Source organism: Cohnella soli (genome assembly GCF_042655525.1).
GTDB lineage: Bacteria > Bacillota > Bacilli > Paenibacillales > Paenibacillaceae > Cohnella > Cohnella soli.
Genome location: NZ_JBHSMI010000067.1, coordinates 130,007 through 149,614 on the forward strand (window position 1 = coordinate 130,007; position 19,608 = coordinate 149,614).

General features: G+C 55.0%; 13 protein-coding genes. 1 reads left to right on the forward strand and 12 read right to left on the reverse strand.

Features of this window, described 5'->3' with window-relative positions; translation table 11 throughout:
• Positions 1–19: 19 nt before the first annotated feature.
• The 6 genes from ACFPOF_RS30060 to ACFPOF_RS30085 form a co-directional block, all read right to left on the reverse strand.
• Complete coding sequence (locus ACFPOF_RS30060; RefSeq protein WP_378139257.1) at positions 20–2,089, reverse strand: Ig-like domain-containing protein; 2,070 nt, start codon at positions 2,087–2,089, stop codon at positions 20–22.
• Positions 2,090–2,350: 261 nt separating this feature from the next.
• Positions 2,351–3,292 (reverse strand): metallophosphoesterase family protein, encoded by a 942-nt coding sequence (locus tag ACFPOF_RS30065; protein WP_378139259.1) that lies wholly within the window; start codon positions 3,290–3,292, stop codon positions 2,351–2,353.
• A 24-nt stretch (positions 3,293–3,316) separates the two neighbouring features.
• Positions 3,317–3,793, reverse strand: a complete 477-nt coding sequence (locus ACFPOF_RS30070) for a DUF1904 family protein (protein ID WP_378139261.1) — start codon at positions 3,791–3,793, stop codon at positions 3,317–3,319.
• Positions 3,794–3,828: 35 nt separating this feature from the next.
• Positions 3,829–5,133, reverse strand: a complete 1,305-nt coding sequence (locus ACFPOF_RS30075; RefSeq protein ID WP_378139263.1) for a D-arabinono-1,4-lactone oxidase — start codon at positions 5,131–5,133, stop codon at positions 3,829–3,831.
• Positions 5,075–6,322, reverse strand: a complete 1,248-nt coding sequence (locus tag ACFPOF_RS30080; RefSeq protein ID WP_378140449.1) for an amino acid deaminase/aldolase — start codon at positions 6,320–6,322, stop codon at positions 5,075–5,077. The genes ACFPOF_RS30075 and ACFPOF_RS30080 overlap by 59 nt, the downstream gene beginning before the upstream one ends.
• Before the next feature lie 41 nt (positions 6,323–6,363).
• A complete protein-coding gene (locus ACFPOF_RS30085) occupies positions 6,364–7,764 on the reverse strand; it encodes an aldehyde dehydrogenase (protein ID WP_378139265.1) in 1,401 nt (466 codons plus the stop codon).
• Between the two features lie 139 nt (positions 7,765–7,903).
• On the opposite strand from ACFPOF_RS30085, the gene ACFPOF_RS30090 reads away from it, so the two are divergent.
• On the forward strand, positions 7,904–8,113 hold the full coding sequence (locus ACFPOF_RS30090) for a hypothetical protein (protein ID WP_378139267.1): 210 nt from the start codon (positions 7,904–7,906) through the stop codon (positions 8,111–8,113).
• Here the strand turns inward: ACFPOF_RS30090 and ACFPOF_RS30095 are convergent.
• The 6 genes from ACFPOF_RS30095 to ACFPOF_RS30120 form a co-directional block, all read right to left on the reverse strand.
• Positions 8,110–11,991 carry a fibronectin type III domain-containing protein gene (locus ACFPOF_RS30095; protein ID WP_378139268.1) on the reverse strand — a complete coding sequence of 1,294 codons (3,882 nt, stop codon included), beginning with the start codon at positions 11,989–11,991 and terminating at the stop codon, positions 8,110–8,112. The genes ACFPOF_RS30090 and ACFPOF_RS30095 overlap by 4 nt on opposite strands.
• A 575-nt stretch (positions 11,992–12,566) precedes the next feature.
• Positions 12,567–13,688: a response regulator gene (locus ACFPOF_RS30100; protein WP_378139270.1), complete on the reverse strand. Its 1,122-nt coding sequence runs from the start codon at positions 13,686–13,688 to the stop codon at positions 12,567–12,569.
• Entirely contained in the window at positions 13,685–16,804 is a 3,120-nt protein-coding gene (locus tag ACFPOF_RS30105) for a hybrid sensor histidine kinase/response regulator (RefSeq protein WP_378139272.1), read from the reverse strand. The genes ACFPOF_RS30100 and ACFPOF_RS30105 overlap by 4 nt, the downstream gene beginning before the upstream one ends.
• 152 nt (positions 16,805–16,956) lie before the next feature.
• Positions 16,957–17,772, reverse strand: coding sequence for an ABC transporter permease (locus ACFPOF_RS30110; RefSeq protein ID WP_378139274.1), 816 nt, complete (start codon positions 17,770–17,772; stop codon positions 16,957–16,959).
• On the reverse strand, positions 17,769–18,581 hold the full coding sequence (locus ACFPOF_RS30115; protein ID WP_378139276.1) for an ABC transporter ATP-binding protein: 813 nt from the start codon (positions 18,579–18,581) through the stop codon (positions 17,769–17,771). The genes ACFPOF_RS30110 and ACFPOF_RS30115 overlap by 4 nt, the downstream gene beginning before the upstream one ends.
• A 7-nt stretch (positions 18,582–18,588) precedes the next feature.
• Positions 18,589–19,599 carry an ABC transporter substrate-binding protein gene (locus tag ACFPOF_RS30120; protein ID WP_378139278.1) on the reverse strand — a complete coding sequence of 337 codons (1,011 nt, stop codon included), beginning with the start codon at positions 19,597–19,599 and terminating at the stop codon, positions 18,589–18,591.
• Between the last annotated feature and the right edge of the window lie 9 nt (positions 19,600–19,608).

The following is a 19,608-nucleotide window of genomic DNA, read 5'->3' on the forward strand; positions in this document are numbered from 1 at the left end:
CTTGAGTATGCCTAGACGGTTAAGTGTTAAAGCTCAGCACAAACGGCTGCCCGCCTTCCGTCGTCTTCAGTTCGTTCCATTTGGCGGCGTCTGTGACGATGCCTCCTTGGAAGCTCAGTTCGTAGACGCTTCCGTTTTTCAGATCGCTGCCGAGCTTCAGGGAAATATCCGTAACGACTTTGTTCGGATCCCCGTTGTCGATGCCTGTGACGTTCACCCAATCTCCGCCGCGCTCCCGAATGCGGAACGCCTCCGTCTTCACGTTCGTGACAGGCTCGCTGAACACGACTTTGACCGTTCTCCGGTCCGTCAAATACACTTGCGCGACGAACGGGTTAAGATTTTCTTTCACCGTACCCGCGAATACAGCTGTGTCGGCGTTCCCTTCCGTCTCGAGGCCGACGATGCCAGACACCCGCGCCGTGTACGTATGCCCTGTGACGAACAGGACTGGATTCGGAGACTTCGTCCGGAACTGCATAATCACGACTCGATCCGTTCCCGGCTTCATGGTCGAGTAATCCGTCCAGTCTGTTAACGAAACGTTGGCGTCTCCGTCCAGCAAGCTGACGATTCGCGCGTTGTTCACATCCGTGCCGGTCACCGGACGGTCGAACGTCACTTCAATCGTATTGTTGTTGATCGCTTTGATGTCCTGGACTTTAACCGGCGTCAGCGGATTTGCCACCGCGCCGAACTTCCAGTTCCCTGAAGTATCCATCATATTGCCGGCCAAATCCGGAATGCCGCTGACCGTCAGCGTGTAGACGACGGCATCTTGCTGCTGCGTCGTTCTCAAGTATACGGTCAGGCCGTCTTTGCTTAGCGTAGCTTGAGTCACTCCAAGCCCTTTATCCAATGCGTAATGGTAAGCTTGCACCGCTTGCGTCGGGTCGATTTTCTCGCTGAACTTCACGCTGACGATCGCCGTCGTCACATCGATCCGCACTTCGGTCACTTTCGGTTTCGTATTGTCGCCGTTGCCGACGAACGTCAGATCGTCATTACGGTCCATTACGTTGCCGGCCAAATCTTTGACATTACGAACTGTGAGTCGATACGTCTTGCCGTTCGTCTGATCGGACGTCGAGAACGTCACTCGGCGCAAGTCGGAAGAAAGCTGCACCGATGTCACCCGCAAACCATCGCTTAGCGTATAATTCGCCATGTTCGCTGCCGTACTGCTGTCGACCGGCTCCGAGAAAGTGATTTCGAACGTTTTCGCTGCGATGCGGTTCAGTTGGCCAACGATTGTCGGCTTCGTCGTATCGTCAGGCGTGGACGAATAGCTGTATGGATTGCCGTCGACGTATAGCCAATGCGTGATTCCGCCGATTTGGCGGTCCGTCCACAAGACGATGGACAATCCATCCTGGGCGACGATCGCTTGTTGAATGCTACGATTATTGCCATAAACATCTTTCAGCGCAAACCTTTGCAAATTGATATTGTCGCCGCGTTCGTACAAATTGAGTCTGATCGATTGATTGGACAACGCGTCGACTGAACGCACGCGCAACGGTTGAACGTGCGTGTCGAGGTATACGGTATACGCCGCTTCGACTAGCAGTCCACGGGATGCGTCAATCGTGTAGTCGTTTAGCTGAGGAATCAATCCTTTGTCCAGCGCGAGGCTGACGGCACCTCTTGCCCACGAGGAAACTTTACCCGCAACCGGCGTCGATCCGTTTCCTTTCAAGCCGTAGCTGCGGATGAACACGGCAGCCATTTGCTCCACCGTCACGTTCATGTCAGGCGAGAACACGTTCGTCTGCGTGCCGCTCATCAAATTAGCCCTCGTCACTGCCCCAATCTGCGGATACGACCAGCGGGTTTTGAGCACGTCTTTGTAGCTGAGCGCTTTCGTACTCATCGGCAAATCCAGCAACCGCCACAGCACGACTGCCAGTTGTTCCCGCGTCATCGAATCGTACAAATGCGCGCTTCCGTCGGCGAAGCCGGTAAAAATATTTTTCTGCCGCAAAAACTCATACTTCTGCTCGGTGTTCAAATTCGATGCGGCGTTCGCCCCAATTGGCAGTTGAATTAGCAACAATAGCGCAAGCAGGCAGAGCCATGCTTTCCTCATATCGATACCTCCCTATTTCTCCGCCGCGGCTTCCCGGGTTCGCGTCGCGGCTGGTATAGGGTTTGACGCAATCAAGATACGTTTTGTTTCGGCATTTAAATTAATTTTTGAAAAAGATACATTGTGACGCAACTTGTCCACTATGGTCGCTGGCGAGACGTGCGTCGGAGTGCCGTAGCTGCTCGGGAGACAACTAACCAAGCCGCTCCCCGCCTTGTCGGACGGTGAAGCGGCTTGGTAGACCAACATATAATCATACACTTATGCCCGTGAGAACCGGTTCGGGGAATGTTTCCTTTGGCTCTCGATTTTGTCGCCGTTATCGAGTCTGAGCCATGTCTCGAAGCTCTCGCTACCCTCGCGCATCCGAATGAGGCGGGCGCCGCGGCGGAAACGCCATCTTCCATAAGTATTGTACCCGGTCGCTCTGCCGTAGCAAAGCCGAACGCCGTACAGCGTGCCTTCGTAATCGTTGACATGATCGTGCCCGCAAAAAGTCCCCATCACGCCGCCCGCTTGCTCCAGCGCGGAGAACATGCCTGTGTTCAGCCGCGGCGCCTGCACTTTCTCGTATCTTTTGCCGAAGCATGTTTGACGATCCCATACATCGCGATATTCCGGAAGCGGAATATGGAAAAACGCCAGCGAAGGCAGCGGTCGCCCGCCATTGTCCGCTTGCAACACCCCGGCTTTCTTCCGCACCCACTCCGCTTGACTGCGCTGAAACCAGCCGTACCCCGGGACATGAGGAAGCTCCGAATAAGCGCCGCTATCGAGGAAATAGAGCGCAGCGGCAGACGAGCCATCCCGGCCAACCAACGTCCTTACGAAATTGCCGACGCCGCCGATGTCGGAAGGGCCATATTCGGCGATCGTTCCTGCTATGCTCGTCTGGACGCTCATCAATTCTTCGCGTGAAGTCTTACCTTCGCTATCGTGATTGCCGAAAACCGCCGCCCACGGAATGCCGCTTTCGCTCGCGACCCCCACCGCATCTCGAAACGAACGATACGGGTCTGCGCAATGCAAGCTATCAATGACATCCCCCGTGAAGACGACAAGGTCCGGCTTCTCTTCCGCGATAATACGCGCCATAAGCGATTTCGTACGGGCGTCTTTCCCGTCGCCGTTCTTCCAATGAACGTCGGTAAACTGCACGATCGTAAATGTCCCGTCTTCCCGGAAGCTCAACTGCTTGTTCATCGACTTCCCTCGCCATCCGAAAAACTATTCCCTCAGCGCGTCGTAAAGCTTGCTGCTCATATTTTGTCCTGAACCTGCGGCCAGCGCTTTGCGCGCCTTGGCCAAATCTTCCTTGAGTTTGCCGTTCTCCGTGCGCAAGGCCAGCAGTTCGGCTTCCCGCTCAGCATCGGACGCTCCGAGTCTCTTCCCATTCGCGTAGTACGCATCCTCCTCGTACACCTTAAACGCGATCTCGGCCTCAGTCACGCCAACCGATCGAATATGGCGATCGATACAGGAGGCGACGGCGTCTCTGACCGCCAAGCCGCGATCAAACCAGTTTACCTCAACGAACGGATACGAATCGACCGCTTCGCCGCCGAAGAAAGCGGTCGTGTGCAGCGCTTCCAACACAAAATAATCTTCCGGACATTCGCATATATTCGCCAACTCGGCGACGAGCGCCCGGCTGACGGACCGGATCCCTTCATGAGAGACGCCTCTAATCAACAGGTGGGGCATAATCATTAACTCCTTTTTACAAAACACTCTGAAATCTATTGTCCGAAAATCCGGATCAAATACGGATTCAGAAAAATTCCGTCCGGATCCAATCGCCGCCTCAGTTCGTGAAAGCTTTCCCACATCGGATAAGCATCGCGCAGCCGTTCGGCCGTTAAGTTATGTAGTTTGCCCCAGTGCGGCCTTCCGCCGTACTTCAGAAAGATGCTTTCCATGTCCGCGAAATATCGTTCGTGCGGCATTCCTTTGTACATGTGGACGGCGATGTACGCCGAGTCTCTACCGTAAGCGGGGCTAAGCCAGATGTCGTCGCCTTTGGCAAAACGGCATTCGACCGGAAAATGCACGCGATACTTGCCATGAGCCATTGCCTCGCGCATCTCCCGAATGACATTCGCCATCTGCTCGGCCGGTAAATTGTACTCCATTTCGTTAAAGCGAACAAGCCGTGTCGTCGCATACACTTTGTGGCTGTGCCCGACTCTTCCGCCCGTCGGGACAAGCGCGGCACATAATCGGCTAACCGGAGCGCTCATGCCCGGTATCCATTTGCTAAGCTTGGAGAGTACGCCGAAGGCAGCGTTCTCAAGCAGCACATCGCTCACATACCCGCCAATTCCGCGATGCGTCTCCGGTTCTTCGGTTTCGTCCATCGTTTTAAGCTGACACGGCTCGGCATACGGAAACCAGTAAAATTCGAAGTTGCGATGACTGACCATTAAATCCGGCATACGTTTCAAACATTCCTCGATCGGTACCCTCGAGCTCTCGTAACGCAGCCGATAGGCGGGACGCAGCCGAAGCTTCACTTGCACGATAATGCCTAGCGCTCCAAGCGAGATTTGCAATCCTTTGAACAAATCGGGATGTGATTGCTCGGTTACATCCAACACTTCTCCCGTACCCGTCACGACAGTGATGCCAATGACTTGGGTCGAAATATTGCCGAAGGACAGTCCCGTCCCATGCGTTCCGGTGCTAATCGCTCCGGCGATCGACTGCATGTCGATGTCGCCGAGATTTTCTTGCGCGAGCCCTTCGGTATGCAGCAACTCGCCGAGGGCTTTCAGCTTTGTTCCCGCCCAGACGGTAGCCGTAAGTGCGGCAGGGTTCGTCTCGAGCACCCCCTGCATGTTGTCCAGAGACATCATGATGTCATCCGTCGTGACAAGCGCGGTAAAAGAGTGTCCCGAGCCGACGACTCTAAGCTTGCGCCCTTCCCTTCGGCACATTTGGACAGCTTCGACGACTTCCTCAATATGTACGGGATAAAGAACGGTTCTAGGCTTTGCTTTCTCGATGCCCGACCAGTTGCTCCACCGGCATCCCTTGTTGATCATAAGAAGTTCCCCCCATGCCCCTGTAGGTCGCATATTTCCCGACGATTGCTCCGTCTGCGACGACGTTTAAGCAGTCGAAACGTTCGCACAATTCCCCAGCTTTCGCATGGCGGAAAAAGATCGGATCACCAATGTGCAAACCGCGATGCTCCGGTCGATTCGCCAGCACCGGCGTCTGCACTTCACCCGCGCCTTCTAGCGAAAACAGCCGCAGGTTCTGTGGCAAATAGGGCTGGGGGAGCTTCGTCGCTCCCGCAGCGCCCGAGGCGACATACCCGCCGCCCAGACACGTTACGATATCGACGCGAGGTTTTCGGACGATCTCTACGGCGAAGCCCGCTGCAGGCAGGTATCGGAATGACTTGTAATAATCAAATAACGTCGGGCCATAAAAACCGGAACCAGCGGTTACTTCCGTGACGAATTCCTCTTCCCGAGACGTCGCCAAGCTGCCGGTTCCGCCGGCGTTGACGAACCGGAGCGCCACACCGATGCTTGAGAGACCGCGAACGACTTCTGCCCTTCGTCTGGCAACTTCAGAGACGGATCTTTTTTGCAGAAAACAGACGATCCGATTTTGGAATGTCGCACCTGGCACATCGTCTCCTACACCCGCGATTTGCGCTTCATATCCCATAATGCCGTCAAGCTTCAGCCAACGGGAGCCGACGATCGCCTCGACAACCGGTTTGGCTTGCTCCCAGCCGTTTATCGGGGAGCGCCATACGCCGAAACGCAGCCCCGGATAAGACGTGGACATGTCCACGTCCAGACATAGCGGAACACGAGTCCCGCTTCCTTGAGCAAATTTTTCGATATGGGCGACATGTTCGATGGAATCGACCATAAAGGTGATCTGCTTGCCGGCCGCAACTCTCTCCACAAGCGCACGAATGCCGTCCGCCTCCCACGTCGGGTAGCCAAGCAGCAGATCGTCGAACCCTTGGTCGGCCAGAAACGCCGCTTCCGATGCGGTGTAACACATAACGCCACCGTAAGGAGCACCCGAGTCCAAAATGCGGCGAAGAACATCCACGGAACGGATCGACTTGCTGGCGATACGGATGTTTTTGTTGCCGGCGGCCGCGGCAATATCGGCGATATTGCGATCAAGCATGCTTAAGTCCAAATAGGCGAACGGCATCGGGAGATGTGCGAACAGTTTCTTGTACGCTTCGTAACCGGGTATCAACGTTGCCAGAACACATTCCCTCCCCTCGTCGAGATCGTTTATCGCAGCAGCTTGCGAATGATTTTCGGACCGAGCTTGGAGCCAGGGTAACGGAACGGCAGATCAAACCGATTGGACTGCTTCAGCACGGCTTTGCAATGGGAGAACGTACGGAAGCCATATTCTCCGTGATAGTTGCCCATTCCACTCGGGCCGATGCCGCCGAACGGCAAGTAAGGCGTGCCCAAGTGGATAACCGCATCGTTGATGCAACCCCCGCCGAACGGGATTCGGCCGATGATCTCGTCCTGAAACTTCTTATTTTCCGAGAACACGTACAGCGCGAGCGGTTTCTCGTTCGCTGCGACAATCGCGAAGACGTCGTCGATGTTGCCGTAAGTGATAATCGGAAGAATCGGTCCGAAAATTTCTTCCCGCATGACTGGGGCGTCCGGTGCAACGTCCGCCAGCAGCGTCGGGGCGATCTTCAACGAAGACTCGTCCGATCGTCCGCCGTAGACGACGTTTCCGTCCTTCAAGTAAGCCGCCACGCGATGAAAATGCCTCGCGTTTACGATACGCCCGTAGTTCAGATGGGCAATCGGGTCCGCACCGTAGAACGATTCGATCACTTGCCCGATCGCTTCGATCAGCTTCGTCTTGACCCGCTCGTGCACGAGCAAATAATCCGGAGCAACGCACGTCTGGCCTGCGTTCGCGAGTTTGCCGAACGTAATTCTTCTCGCGGCGAGTTCGATATTCGCGTCTTCGTGTACGATGCAGGGGCTTTTGCCGCCAAGCTCCAGCGTAACCGGAATCAGCCGCTTCGCGGCGGCTTCCATGATAATTCGCCCGACGGTCGCATTGCCCGTATAGAAAATATGATCAAACGGCAATTGAAGCAACGCCTGACTCGTCTCGGCTCCCCCTTCTGCGAGGGCGACCGCCTCTGGAGAAAACGTCTCGCGTACGAGTCTCGCCAGCATCGCTGACGTGGCGGGCGCCATCTCCGACGGTTTCAGCACGACGGTGTTGCCTGCGGCGAGCGCGGCAATTGTAGGAATAAGAATGAGTTGAACCGGATAGTTCCATGGACCTATAATCAACGACGTTCCTAACGGTTCGTAGCGAACGCGGCTGCTGGAACCGAAGTGCGTAATCGGAGTGCGTACCCGCTTTGGCTTTGCCCATTTCCGGACGCGGCGGGATGCGAAGCTGATTTCCGACAGCACTGGCCCAATCTCGAGCGCGTAACTTTCCGTCTCGGGCTTGTTCAAGTCGCTCCTTAGCGCGGCCAGAAGCTCCGGCTCGAGACGGACGACGGCCTCGCGTAACTTCTCAAGCTGCTTAAGGCGATATGCAATCTCTCTTGTCGCCCCGCTAAGGAAAAAATCCCGTTGTCGTTGCACGATTTGGGAAAGCTCGATATCGGCGGCGGATTCGGGAATGGTGAAAGTCATTGGTTTGTGCACCTCAAAATATTTTAGTTAAATTATCTAGGCAAATAGACCCTGATGTAAAGACTTTTCTGACAACTCCCTCATTGCGTACACATTCGCTATCAGGTATGATCGAATCAACACTTGGAGGTGTAAGAGAATGGGAAAATCGAAGTCGAAGCAAGAGAGGCTTAAGCGGGTGCGCGAAGGCGCGAACAACCCCGAAATCGTCCGTGTAACGTGGCAGAGGAAACCGCAAACGCAAGTCGTCATGAACAAGAAAGCAGAACAGCGCCGTACGCATTGCCGCCGGGGAGGCAGCAGCGATGGCGCTGTTTTTGATTTGCTTCGTATCGCTTTCGTGCTTTAAATTTTCAATACTCCCAGCAGCTTATAGATCATCGCCGCCGCTTCCGCCCGCGTTGCTTGAACATAAGGACGGAAAGTTCCATCCTCATAGCCGTTCAAGATGCCCGCCGACACAGCTGTCTCGACAGCAGCTTGGGCCCATTCCGGGATTGCTCCGCTATCTTTGAAACGAGCTGTTCCGCCCGCTGCTCCCTCCGCTCCGTTCCCGCCTGCGCTTAGTGCGCGTGCGATCATCACTGCCATTTCCGCGCGAGAGATCGTTCGATCGGCCCTGAATCGCATCGCTCCTTGCCCCGGATACCCGCTGATAAGACCGAGTTTCGCAGCTGAGGCCACGGCAGACTTGGACCAGTCAGGAATCTCGTCGTCATCCGCGAAATCCGTCGCGTTCGCAGTTGCCGGAAGTCCCAGCGCTTCGGCAAGCATTTTCGCAAATTGCGCCCGCGTTACCGTTTCATTCGGGTGGAACGTTTGATCCGGGTAACCTTGAATTACGTGCATACCCACTAATCGCTCGGTAAACGCCGTTGCCCAATGGCCCGCCAAATCGGAAAACGATGTCGGCTTAAATTCGAATACCGCAAATTTCGTGAAATGGTTAACGCTTATCGTTATCGTTCCGTCCTCGTTTACCGTTCCTCCGATATAAATCCAACGATGTTGCAATTCGTTGTAGTAGTAGACTGCCGCACGACTACCAGCGCCGACTTTGTCTTTTCCATAATAAAAGGTGATTTCCACCGGCTTGTCGAACGAATGGCCGGTCGTGCTCGAAAATTCAACTACCTGGCTAACCGCGTTCAGCCCCCCCGTCGATGGAGCCTGATCGGCGGCCACAATCGATACGGAAATTTTACCTTCTCGAGAAACCGCACCAGCCGGAACCTTCAGCTTAACAACGCCCTTGATTTCTCCTGACCCGCCTTGTTGCGGGCCGACGGTCAAGTGCAACTCGTTGTCTCGTGACGGTTCCGGGCTTACTACCGGAGGCGGCCCGATGTTGCCGGAGCCCGGTGCCGTCGGCGTTACTGGAGACGAGGCGGTAGACGCAGGCGATGCTCCATTCGCGTTGATCGCAACTACTGTGAAGGTATACGCCGTGCCGTTCGTAAGACCTGATATCGTGATCGAGCCGGACGTTCCAGTTGCTTCTTTCACATTCTGATCATCTTTCCATGCCGTAACCCGATATTCCGTAATCGGGCTGCCTCCATTATCGAAGGACGGATAATAGGAAACCACTGCGCTTCCATTGCCTGCCGTCGCCGTCACGTTCGTCGGCGCTTGCGGCACCGTGCTTGGCGTCACTATGTTGGACGAATCCGATTGTTCCGACCAACCTACCTCATTGTAAGCTTCTACGACGAACGTGTAAGCCGTGCCGTTCTGAAGCCCCGTCACTTCTATCGGACTGGACGAGCCCTCGATCTGCATGAGAGTAGCCGTACCCGCCGACGCTGTCACTCTGTATTTCGTAATCGTCATCCCGCCATTTTCCGGCTCGTTGAAGGATACGATTGCTTTTCTATCCCCTGCCGATGCAAAAATGTTATATGGCCCTGCAGGCACCGCGGGCAGTTGCGTCCATACGACTGTCTGCGTTTCGGCGGAAGCGCCCAGCGCGTTAAGTGCTGCGACTTTGAATTGATAGTCTCCACCGTTGCGGAGCCCGCTCACGACCGCGGACGTTGCGTTCGGGCCAACGGTCATCGTAATCGGATTCTCTTCGGCGTTGCCGGGAATCGTCGTGATCCGGTAGCCTGTGATCGGGCTTCCTCCGTTGTTGGTGGAAGGCGTAAAGCTTACCGTCGCTTGTTCTATGCCAGCGGTAGCCGTTACGCTCGCAGGAGGGGTAGGAACCGTGGCTGGAGTTCCCGGCAGATCGGCCGACGGCTCCGAAGGACCGTTTGCGTTAACTGCCACTACCGTAAACGAATACGTCTCGCCATTCGTCAAGCCTGTCACCGTTATCGGAGACTCGCTTCCGACAGCGCCTCGCTTAAGAACGCCGTCTTGCTTCGCCAGAACTTGATACTCGGTGATCGGGTTGGAGCCGTCGCTAACCGGCGGCTCGAAGCTCACCGTCGCCTTGCGGTTGCCGACTTCGACCCCCGTAATCGTCGGCGCACTCGGCACAGTCGAAGGAACGAATGTCCGCATAGTAGATGGTGCTGAAGACCCAACGCTATTCACTGCGGATATCGTGACGCCGTAAGTGACGCCATTCGTCAATCCCGTCTTGGTATAAACCATGCCTGGCGTGTCCTCTACGAAATCGACTCCACCCGACATTGGGTGAATGGTGACCCTATAGGACAGAATATTGCTCCCACCGCTATCAGGCGCATTAAATAGGACCGTAACTTCGCCGTCCCACGGGAGGACTTCCGTGATTTCAGGCGCGTCCGGCACGGTGGCGGCGGTCGTGAACGTCCACTCGATGGTCGGAGCCGGATTGTCGTTCAGATCGGCGAAAGCTCCCGCTTCCGCAACAGCCCGGTAGCTCGTCACCTTTCGTAATTCGGTCGGTACATCGATGGTCGCTACATTCCCCGTTACCGACACATTCGCGCTGCCGGCATCAACGAGCTGGCATTCCGTGGAAGCTACCTTGCAAATCTCGATATCATGACCCGGCACGCTCTTGATCGGTTCATCGAATGTTACCGTTAAGCTCTCGCCCCTGTCTACGTCTGTCGCCCCGGCGGATGGAGTCATTCCTGTCACCGAAGGCGGAATCTTCTCTGGCGCATACCGGATGACGACAGGATGGTTGGCTCCGTCAGTAAACGCCAAGTAACCTTCTCCGTTCTCCCCGAACGCCAGCGAGACATTGTCCGCATTCATTGCCAACCCGCCTGTCGAAGTCGTATCGATCAGAGCCGAGCCGTTCCACGTCTTAACTTCGGCTTTGCCGCTCCGATCGATATACGCAACGAACGGAGCATTCGTCAGCGGACTGATCGCCAAGTCGATATTTTTCATTCCATGCGCATTCCATTCCGCAAGCTTCTCCCATGTCCCTCCAGACAGCCTGTATAAATAAGCTATGCCGTTATCGGGCGCATTGCCGTTCTTGAAAACCGCATATGCCGTTCCGTCGGAAGCGAAACGAAGCGATGGGTAATGCGCAGAGACGCTCGAGAATTGATCGTTACCCAACGTCTGCCATGCATTTCCATCGTACACAATCGCTTTCGGCCGATAGTAACCGGTAGAACCGTCTGCGAATATCATTGCGGGTTGGCCTTGCGGGGTCATCGTCAAGTTCGGAAGATTGCTATAGTTGCCCGTAACCACCGTCGCCGTCGTCCAAACCGTGCCATCGAATTGTCGAATAAAAGTCTGAAACGAACCGCGTTCCTGGTAATACATAGTTGGCTTACCGTTCGTTCCAGCAACGACACCGGTATAATCAGCACCTGCCGGAGAAGACAAAAACCCGCCGTCGCCCAACTCGACCCATGCTCCGCCGCTAAGCTTGCGAACGACCGCATGATACGGACTTCCGCTCCCGTCTACGTAGGTTGCGTATATTTGTCCGTCCTGTCCAATATTGAGCGACGCGCTCCCCATGTGGCCCGGCGTAACGTAACCCCCGCCAACCGTCGCCCAACTCGATCCGTCCCACGATTTGACGATTCCTCTGCCCCCGCCACTGCCAACGTTATAGAACAAATAGGGCACATTGTCGTGTACTTCAATATCAAGCGTCTGCGCAAAACTGTTCTCCACCGCCCCTGTCCCGACCGGCTCCCAAAGCCAGTCGCCCACCGGCACCGCTCCTGCCCGTTCCGTACCTAACCAAACTGCGGCAGTCTGCCAAGAGACGATGAGCGCGAGTGCCGCTCGCGCGAGTTGGATCCACTTTCTCTTCATGTCATCCCTCATTTCCTGTATTCGCTCACAACTAGACGGAACACGAATAAAATACATCCGACTTCTCACAAATTACTCACAAAAAACGACAGAAAACTACGACGGCACAATTCACTAACCAGAAACATAACTGCTAAGGCACAATTGTTGAATGTTGTAACGGTTGGAGCGCGTAAATGCGAAATCAGCCGCCGCCCGTCGGTAGTAGAGCGACGAGAAGCGGGTACGCGGTGGGCTGCAGTCAGGCGAAACCCACATAGAGCGACGAGAAACGGCGGACGGCGAGCTGCAGTTAGGTGAAACCCACTTAGTGCGACAAAAAGCGGCGCACGGTGAGCTGCAGTCAGGTGAAACCCACTTAGAGCGACGAGAAACGGCGGACGGCGAGCTGCAGTTAGGTGAAACCCATTTAGAGCGACAAAAAGCGGCGCACAGTGAGCTGCAGTCAGGTGAAACCCACTTAGAGCGGCGCGAGGCGGTACAGTTTTCGTCGGCAGCAACATAGGTGTTAGTGCATTGTGCCGCCGTAGAAAAAAAGAGAGACGCAAAGTCTCTCTTCAAATCTCCTTCAACCCTCATATGGAAAACCCCGTTGCCAGCACCCGGATCGACTCTGTCGGTCGGACACCGAGTTCTGCCTCCAAGCGTTGAGCGTATTGTTCGTAATGATTCCGGAACGCTCCCGACTCCCCGCTTTCCGCATACAACCGGAGAAGCTCCGCGTTGATCTCCTCATCAAGCGGAGCATCGGCCAAGTAGGTCCGCAGTGTCATCTTCGCGGCCGCCATGTCCGCGATTTCACGATAGTAGGACGCCAGCATAAGGGCCAAAGAAGCCTTCTGCGCCGACACTTCGGCAGCGAGGCCGGAGCTCCACACATAATCTTTGCCTCCGAACAATTCTCCGCGGCAGGACCGGAACAGCTTCTCGGCCTCCGTCGCGTTCCGTATATCGATCGCGGATGTCCGCTTCATGAAGTCTCGAAAACGTTCGATGTCCGTAAAGGCGGGGGCTACGCGCAACAAATATCCTTCGTTGCTGTGCGTCAAGTCCACAGGCAACCCGGCTTCCTTTAAAGCCTTCTTTAACCTATAGATCGCATTGTGCACATTGTGGAGGGCACGGTCCTCCTCCATGTCCGTCCAGAGGAGATCGGCCAACTGCCACTTGCCCGCCAGCCGGTTCGGGTAAGCTAACAGGTATGCGAACAGCTCTTCCGTCTTACGTGTCGGCCAAGAGATCAGGCTTCCGTCAACCTTCCGCGTCTCGAACGTTCCCAAGCAGCGGACGGACGGTTCACCGACGGCAACTGGAGCCTCCAGATTGGAACGCAGCGAATAATTTTTAGAAAGACGGGCCACAACCCTCTCCAGATCATCCGAAGTGACCGGCTTGAGCAAATAATCGACAGCACTCACACGAAATGCATCGACCGCATAATCGGGATAAGCGGTCGTGAACACGATCTGAATGTCCTCGTCGATCTCCCTGAGCTTGTTCGCAAGCTCAAGGCCGCCCATCTTCGGCATCTCGACGTCGAGAAAGACCGCGTCCGGCTTCAATAGAGTATACTGTTCCAGCGCCTCAAGAGGGCTCGTGAACGTTCCCGCAACCTCCAGCAGCGGATGCCGGCCTACAAGCCTCTCCATCAAATCCAGAGTCGGCTGCTCGTCCTCTACGATGATGACGCGAATCATGTTTCTTCCTCCGTTTCTCGCTTGGGCAAATAGATCGTTACCCGCGTGCCCCGTTCCAACGCGGAATCGATCGCAATGCTCGCGCCCGGAATCGTCGCCAGCCGTCTTCGAACGTTCGTCGCCCCGATGCCGGCGCCTTCAGGACGATCTCCCGCCCTCAGACGATACAGCGTGTCATCCGCCATTCCGACGCCGTCGTCTTCAATATCGAACCGAATATAGCCGTTGCCGTCCGAGACGGTTAACGTAACCGTTCCGTTGCCTTCTTTTTCGAACAAACCGTGCCGGATTGCATTCTCGACGAACGGCTGAAGGATCAGCGAAGGAATGACGGCTGTGTCGAGCCCCGGATCCGTCTGCAGCTTGTAGGCTAACCGCGTACCAAAACGGGCTTTCTCGATTTCAACGTATGCTTTAATAAGTTCAAGCTCCATTCTTAACGTTACGAACAATGTTGTCTGATCGCGTTCAAACACGATTCGTAAATATCGGCTCAGCATGGACAGCAAATATGCTGCCTTTTCCCCGTCCGTATAACAGAAAGAAACGATACTGCTTATGGCGTTGTAAAGGAAATGAGGTTTAATCTGCGCTTGCAGGAACGCCATTTCGTTCTTGACGGCCAAGTCCATCGAGGTTTTCATCGACAGTAAGGTCCGGACTCTTGCAGCGAGCGTCTTTGGATCGAACGGCTTGGCGATGAAGTCGTTCCCTCCCGCACCGAAGCAAAGCTCGATATCATACAAAGAATCTTTTACGGTCGCGAACAGTACGGGCAGTTCCAACACCGAGCGCGATTCGCGAACTTTCCGGCATAGATCGATGCCCGACATTTCCGGCATCATGACGTCCATGATGATTAGATCAATCCGCGAATGAGTTTCCAGCTTGCGAAGTGCCTCTTTCGCAGACAATGCCGTCAATACGTTGTACTCGTCTCCCAGCAGATTCAGCAGGATCCGAACGTTAGACGCCTCATCGTCGACGACGAGAACCGTATACTCCCGCATCTGATCGACGATATCGAGCTCCGTTGAAAAGTTCTTTGGCGTCGATTCCACGGCAGCTGCCACTTCACCTTCTGCGGTTATCCAGTCTCCGGTATCGTCAGCTGGAAGAGTGAATGTCATCCGCGTTCCCTGTCCCGGCTCGGAGCGTTCCACGTAAATGCTGCCGCCCATCCGTTCCACCAACTGGCGGCTGATATACAGTCCGAGCCCCATGCCTGTGTACCCATCCTGCGGCAGGGCGCGTTCCGCTTGCTCGAAATAACCGAAGACGGCCTCCTGGCTTTCTTGCGGTATTCCAATCCCGGTATCTTCTACCCAAACGACGGCTTGTCCGTCTGCAACTGTCGCACCTACCCATATCCAGCCTTTTTTCGTATGCTTGATTGCGTTATGAATGAGGTTGTACAACACCTGTCTCACCCGGTTTTCGTCCGCACGGACGAACGTACCAAGCGGAATCCGATTCTCCCATTGCACGTCCTTGCCCGTCAGCTCGAATTCCAATACCTGGAAAGCCGTCTGAACTGCAACCCGCAAGTCCAGAACCGTTTCTGCAAGCCGGAGATCTCCGTGCTTCATTCTTACGACGTCCACAAGGTCGTTCACAAGCGCGGATAACTTCGTCGATGTATCTTGAATAAGCGACAGCTCGCTTCTCTGCTTGTCCGTAAGATCTCCTGCCTTCCCGTCGAGCAGGTAGGAGGCCATATTCTGAATCCCATGCAGCGGCGTCTTCAGTTCATGAGACGTATTGGCCAGAAATTCGTCCTTTAATCGATCCCGCAGGATCAATTGCTCCGTCAGTTGCTCCGTCTTGTCCGTGGCGCGGGTCAGGCGAAAAGCAAGCAGCGTGTTCATGAACGCAATGGCTGCCAGAAACGCAACCCGGCGTCCGAGATCCGTCTCAACCCATCCCATGGAATAGAAGATCCCGACAAGCGAAATCGACACGGTGGATACGAGCACGCCGCAGAGCAGCGCGGTTTCCTTGCGGTCCAGTTGGCCGTCTTGCTTCGCAAACAATCGTGCTGCCCGATAGAGATAGATCATGAGGAGCAGCAACGCATAATCCCAAGGCAGTTGACCGAGAACCGAATACATCGAATATGGCAGTACCGCAACGGATGCGATATAGACGGCGATTGGAGCAACGAGTACGCTAAGCATCTTACGCGACAGCAGCTTCCCGTCCAAGTAGTGGAGGAAAATGCCTAGCATCGCGAAATTCGAAAACCCGCCGATATAGTTGAGCTTCCTCGCCCAGTCATAGGAAAATCCCGGCACCAGTTGGAGCAGCAGCTTGTCTCCGTCCATCGCGATGAAAACCAGAAAGGTCAGGTAATACAGACTGCTACAAAGATAGGCTTTGTCCTTCGACCTCATGACATAGATACTCAAGTGATAACCGCCGAATAGCAACAGGATAAAAAGTCCCAAAAATTCAACAGCGAAGAACAGTTCGTCCTTGCGAAGCAAGTCCGCCTGCGAGCCGAGCTGCAATTCTTCGAAGCCCCCGATTCTCTCGGGGATGTCGCTGGCTACTTGCAGCACAATGTCCAACTCCCGCCCTTCCGCGCGGAAAAACGTCGTATAAGGCTTATTTTCCGCTCTGTACTCCCGCGGAATATCGGACGGATTGCCTCCGCTTCCGATCATAACGCCGTTGACGTAAAGCCGATGCGACCGGTTGATGTTGTTCGTCCGAATGCCGTAGCTGCCGCCGTTCTCCTTCAGCTTGACTGTCAGCCGGTACGTGCCGTACGGTGTCCGGCTCGCTTCGTCCGGAGAACTTCCTCCGAACCAAGCGTTCGGAATGCGAGCGGTGATGGTCCTGACATCGCCTTCCCCGCCGCTTCGGAATTCGTCCGGCGTCAGCAGCCGATTCGGATAATACGTCCACTCTCCGTCAAGATTAATGAACCCCCTCTTGCCGAAGTCCCATTCGCTCAGATCCAGGACGCCAGCCCGAGCTTGCGGAGCCGACCGGTTCGGTACCATAAAATCGTAAAACCAGATTACCAGAACAAACGAAATCAACGGGATCAACGTCAGGCCTAACGCCCGCGAACCGAAAAACACCCCTTTTCGCAAGCTCAAGCTTCCCACCGCGGTTCCTCCCAAGTTCCCGTTTTTGTCAAAATAGCAACTTTCACTCCCAAAATACTCACAAGGCCATTATTACAAAATTATCGACAGCTTGCTACGAGAAAACAAAATAGGCCGCCAGAAACCGCGACCTTTTACAAAGACATTAGCAATTACGCTTCATGATGGTATTTTTTGCTTGCGACGCGAGCTAATAGATTAACGACGCCGTACAGGAAGACCGACAGCAGTGCAAGCATCGCCACGCTCACCATCACGAGATTCATCTGGAACACTTGACCGCCGTAGATGATCAAATAACCCAAGCCCGCTTTCGACGACAGAAACTCTCCCATAATGACCCCGACAAGCGTTAAACCTACGTTCACCTTCAACGTCGCGACCAAATGCGGCACGCTCGCCGGAAGCATGACCATCCTTAACATTTGCCCTTTCGTCGCCCCGAAAGATTGCATCAGCTTCAGCTTTGTCCTGCCGATTTCCTTGAATCCATTTTCAACCATCATAATCGTGACGATAACCGAGATCGCAATCGCCATGCCGTACACCGAGTAACGATCCCCGAGCCAAATGTAAAAAATCGGACCAAGCGCAACTTTCGGCAACGCATTCAGCACGACGATGTAAGGCTCAAGCGCTTTCGAAGCAAACGTCGACCACCAGAACAGCACCGCAACCGCCGTGCCGAGCGCCATCGAAAGGGCGATGCCGACAACCGTCTCCGTCCCCGTAATGCGAGTATGATGAAACAGATCCCCATGAAAAGCCAGATCTCGAAACGAAGTCCACAGCATCGACGGCTTGCTCGTTAGCATCGGATCAATCCACTTCCAGTCCGCCGCCAGCTCCCATACGAGCAGGAACAGCGCCAATATCGCAAACCGGGCGAGCCCGATCATGATGCGCGTGCGGCGCTGCGCCCGAAGAAACCGTTCGTACAACGGCGACTTCGCGCCATTTGTCTTCATCGCTGCTCGAGCTCCTTCCAGATGGCGTTGAAATAGCCATTGTAACGCCCGGCCTGCCTTCTGTCCCATGGAGAAAGATGACTGCCTTCCTCGAACGTGATAGGGTGAACCGAGCGGATCGTACTTGGCCTAGAGGACATAACCATCACCCGATCCGCCATACTGATCGCTTCGGACAAGTCGTGCGTCACGAGGACGGCCGTCGTCCCCTGGTCTTTAATGATGCGGAACACTTCCTCCTGCAGCGTTAGCCGCGTCTGGTAATCCAGCGCGGAGAAAGGCTCGTCGAGCAGCAAAATATCCGGCTCCGCGACAAGCGTCCGAATGAGCGCAACACGCTGCTTCATCCCACCGGATAATTGGGAAGGCAAGTAACCAGCGAAGCCGCCGAGTCCGTACCTCTCCAGTAACGTCTCGGCTTTGGCTCTCGCTTTCTTCCGGTCCATCCGGCGAATTTCCGCACCTACCGTCAAGTTGCCGAGCACATCTCGCCATTCGAACAAATGGTCGTGCTGCAGCATGTAGCCGACTTTGGAGGAGGTGCCCGACACCTCCTCCCCGTCGATGCGCACGCTGCCTTGCGTCGGTGTCAGCATGCCGGATATGAGAGAGAGCAGCGTGCTTTTGCCGCAGCCGCTCGGCCCTACGATGCTAATAAACTCTCCGCGGGCAATCTCGAAGCAAACGTCGCGCAATGCTTCTGTTTCCTGCTGCAGAGTGAAATAACTAAGCCCGACACCTTCCATGACGATATGCGCGGGAGCGGATAGCGGACGATCGATTCCGTCGCTCGGTTCGATTCGCGCCATCGTACGATCAATCCTTGCCGGCCGCGGCCGCGAAGCTGTTATCGACAACGTCGTCCAGCTTGCCGACTTTGTCCGCCGCCTTCAGCACGCCGTTCTCGACGAGTACGTTCTGCAAAATATCGAATTGATCTTGCGACAGCGCCGGCGTCGTCGACCACGTCATCTGCTTCTTATAACGCTCGACCGATTGCAAAATAATGTCATCCGGCGTGGCATCGAAAAACGGCTTCAACGCTTTAAGCACATCGTCGGATGAGGCAGTCTGCAACCAGCGCGCGCCTTCGGTTACGGCTTTCGAGAATTTCCGGACAACTTCCGGATTTTTCTTCATGAAGTCGGAAGTCGCGACATACGACGTTTCCGGATAGCTGCCGAACGCTTCTCCGAGCGATGCGACGTAATAGGCTTTGCCTTCCTTGATCAGCGTCGAAGCGACAGGCTCGAACAGTTGGATGAAATCGCCCTGCCCGCTCGCGAACGCACCCGCCATCGCCGGTGCTGCAATGTTCGTTACGACATTTACGTCTTTCACGCCTTCTTTTAACAGCGTCGAGTTCAGAACCATTTGCGGCGAACTGCCCGGACGCCAGCCGATCACCGTCTTGCCTTGCAGGTCGCTCCATTTGAAGCCGTCCAGCTTCTCGCGCGACAGCAGGAACGAACCGTCCTTAATCGTCAATTGATGGAACGCTTTAAGCGTCTTCTCGCCTTTCTGGTTGAAAATATAGATCGTTGTCTCAGGTCCGATAAGCGAGATATCGGCCGTCCCCGCGATGAGGGCGGCAGCGCCTTTGTCCGAGCCTTGGGCGGTATTCATGTCGACATCGAGGCCCTGATCCTTAAAGAAGCCTTGCGACATTGCCACATAGTGAGGTGCGTAAAAAATCGAACGAATGACCTCGGAAAATCTCACCTTTGTCGTCTTGTCGGCGTTGTTATCGTTTTTGCCGCATGCGGCGGTCGCGGCGACAAGCAGGGCGGCGAGCAGCAGCAAGACGGGTTTTCTCGCTTGACGCATAGTGGTTCT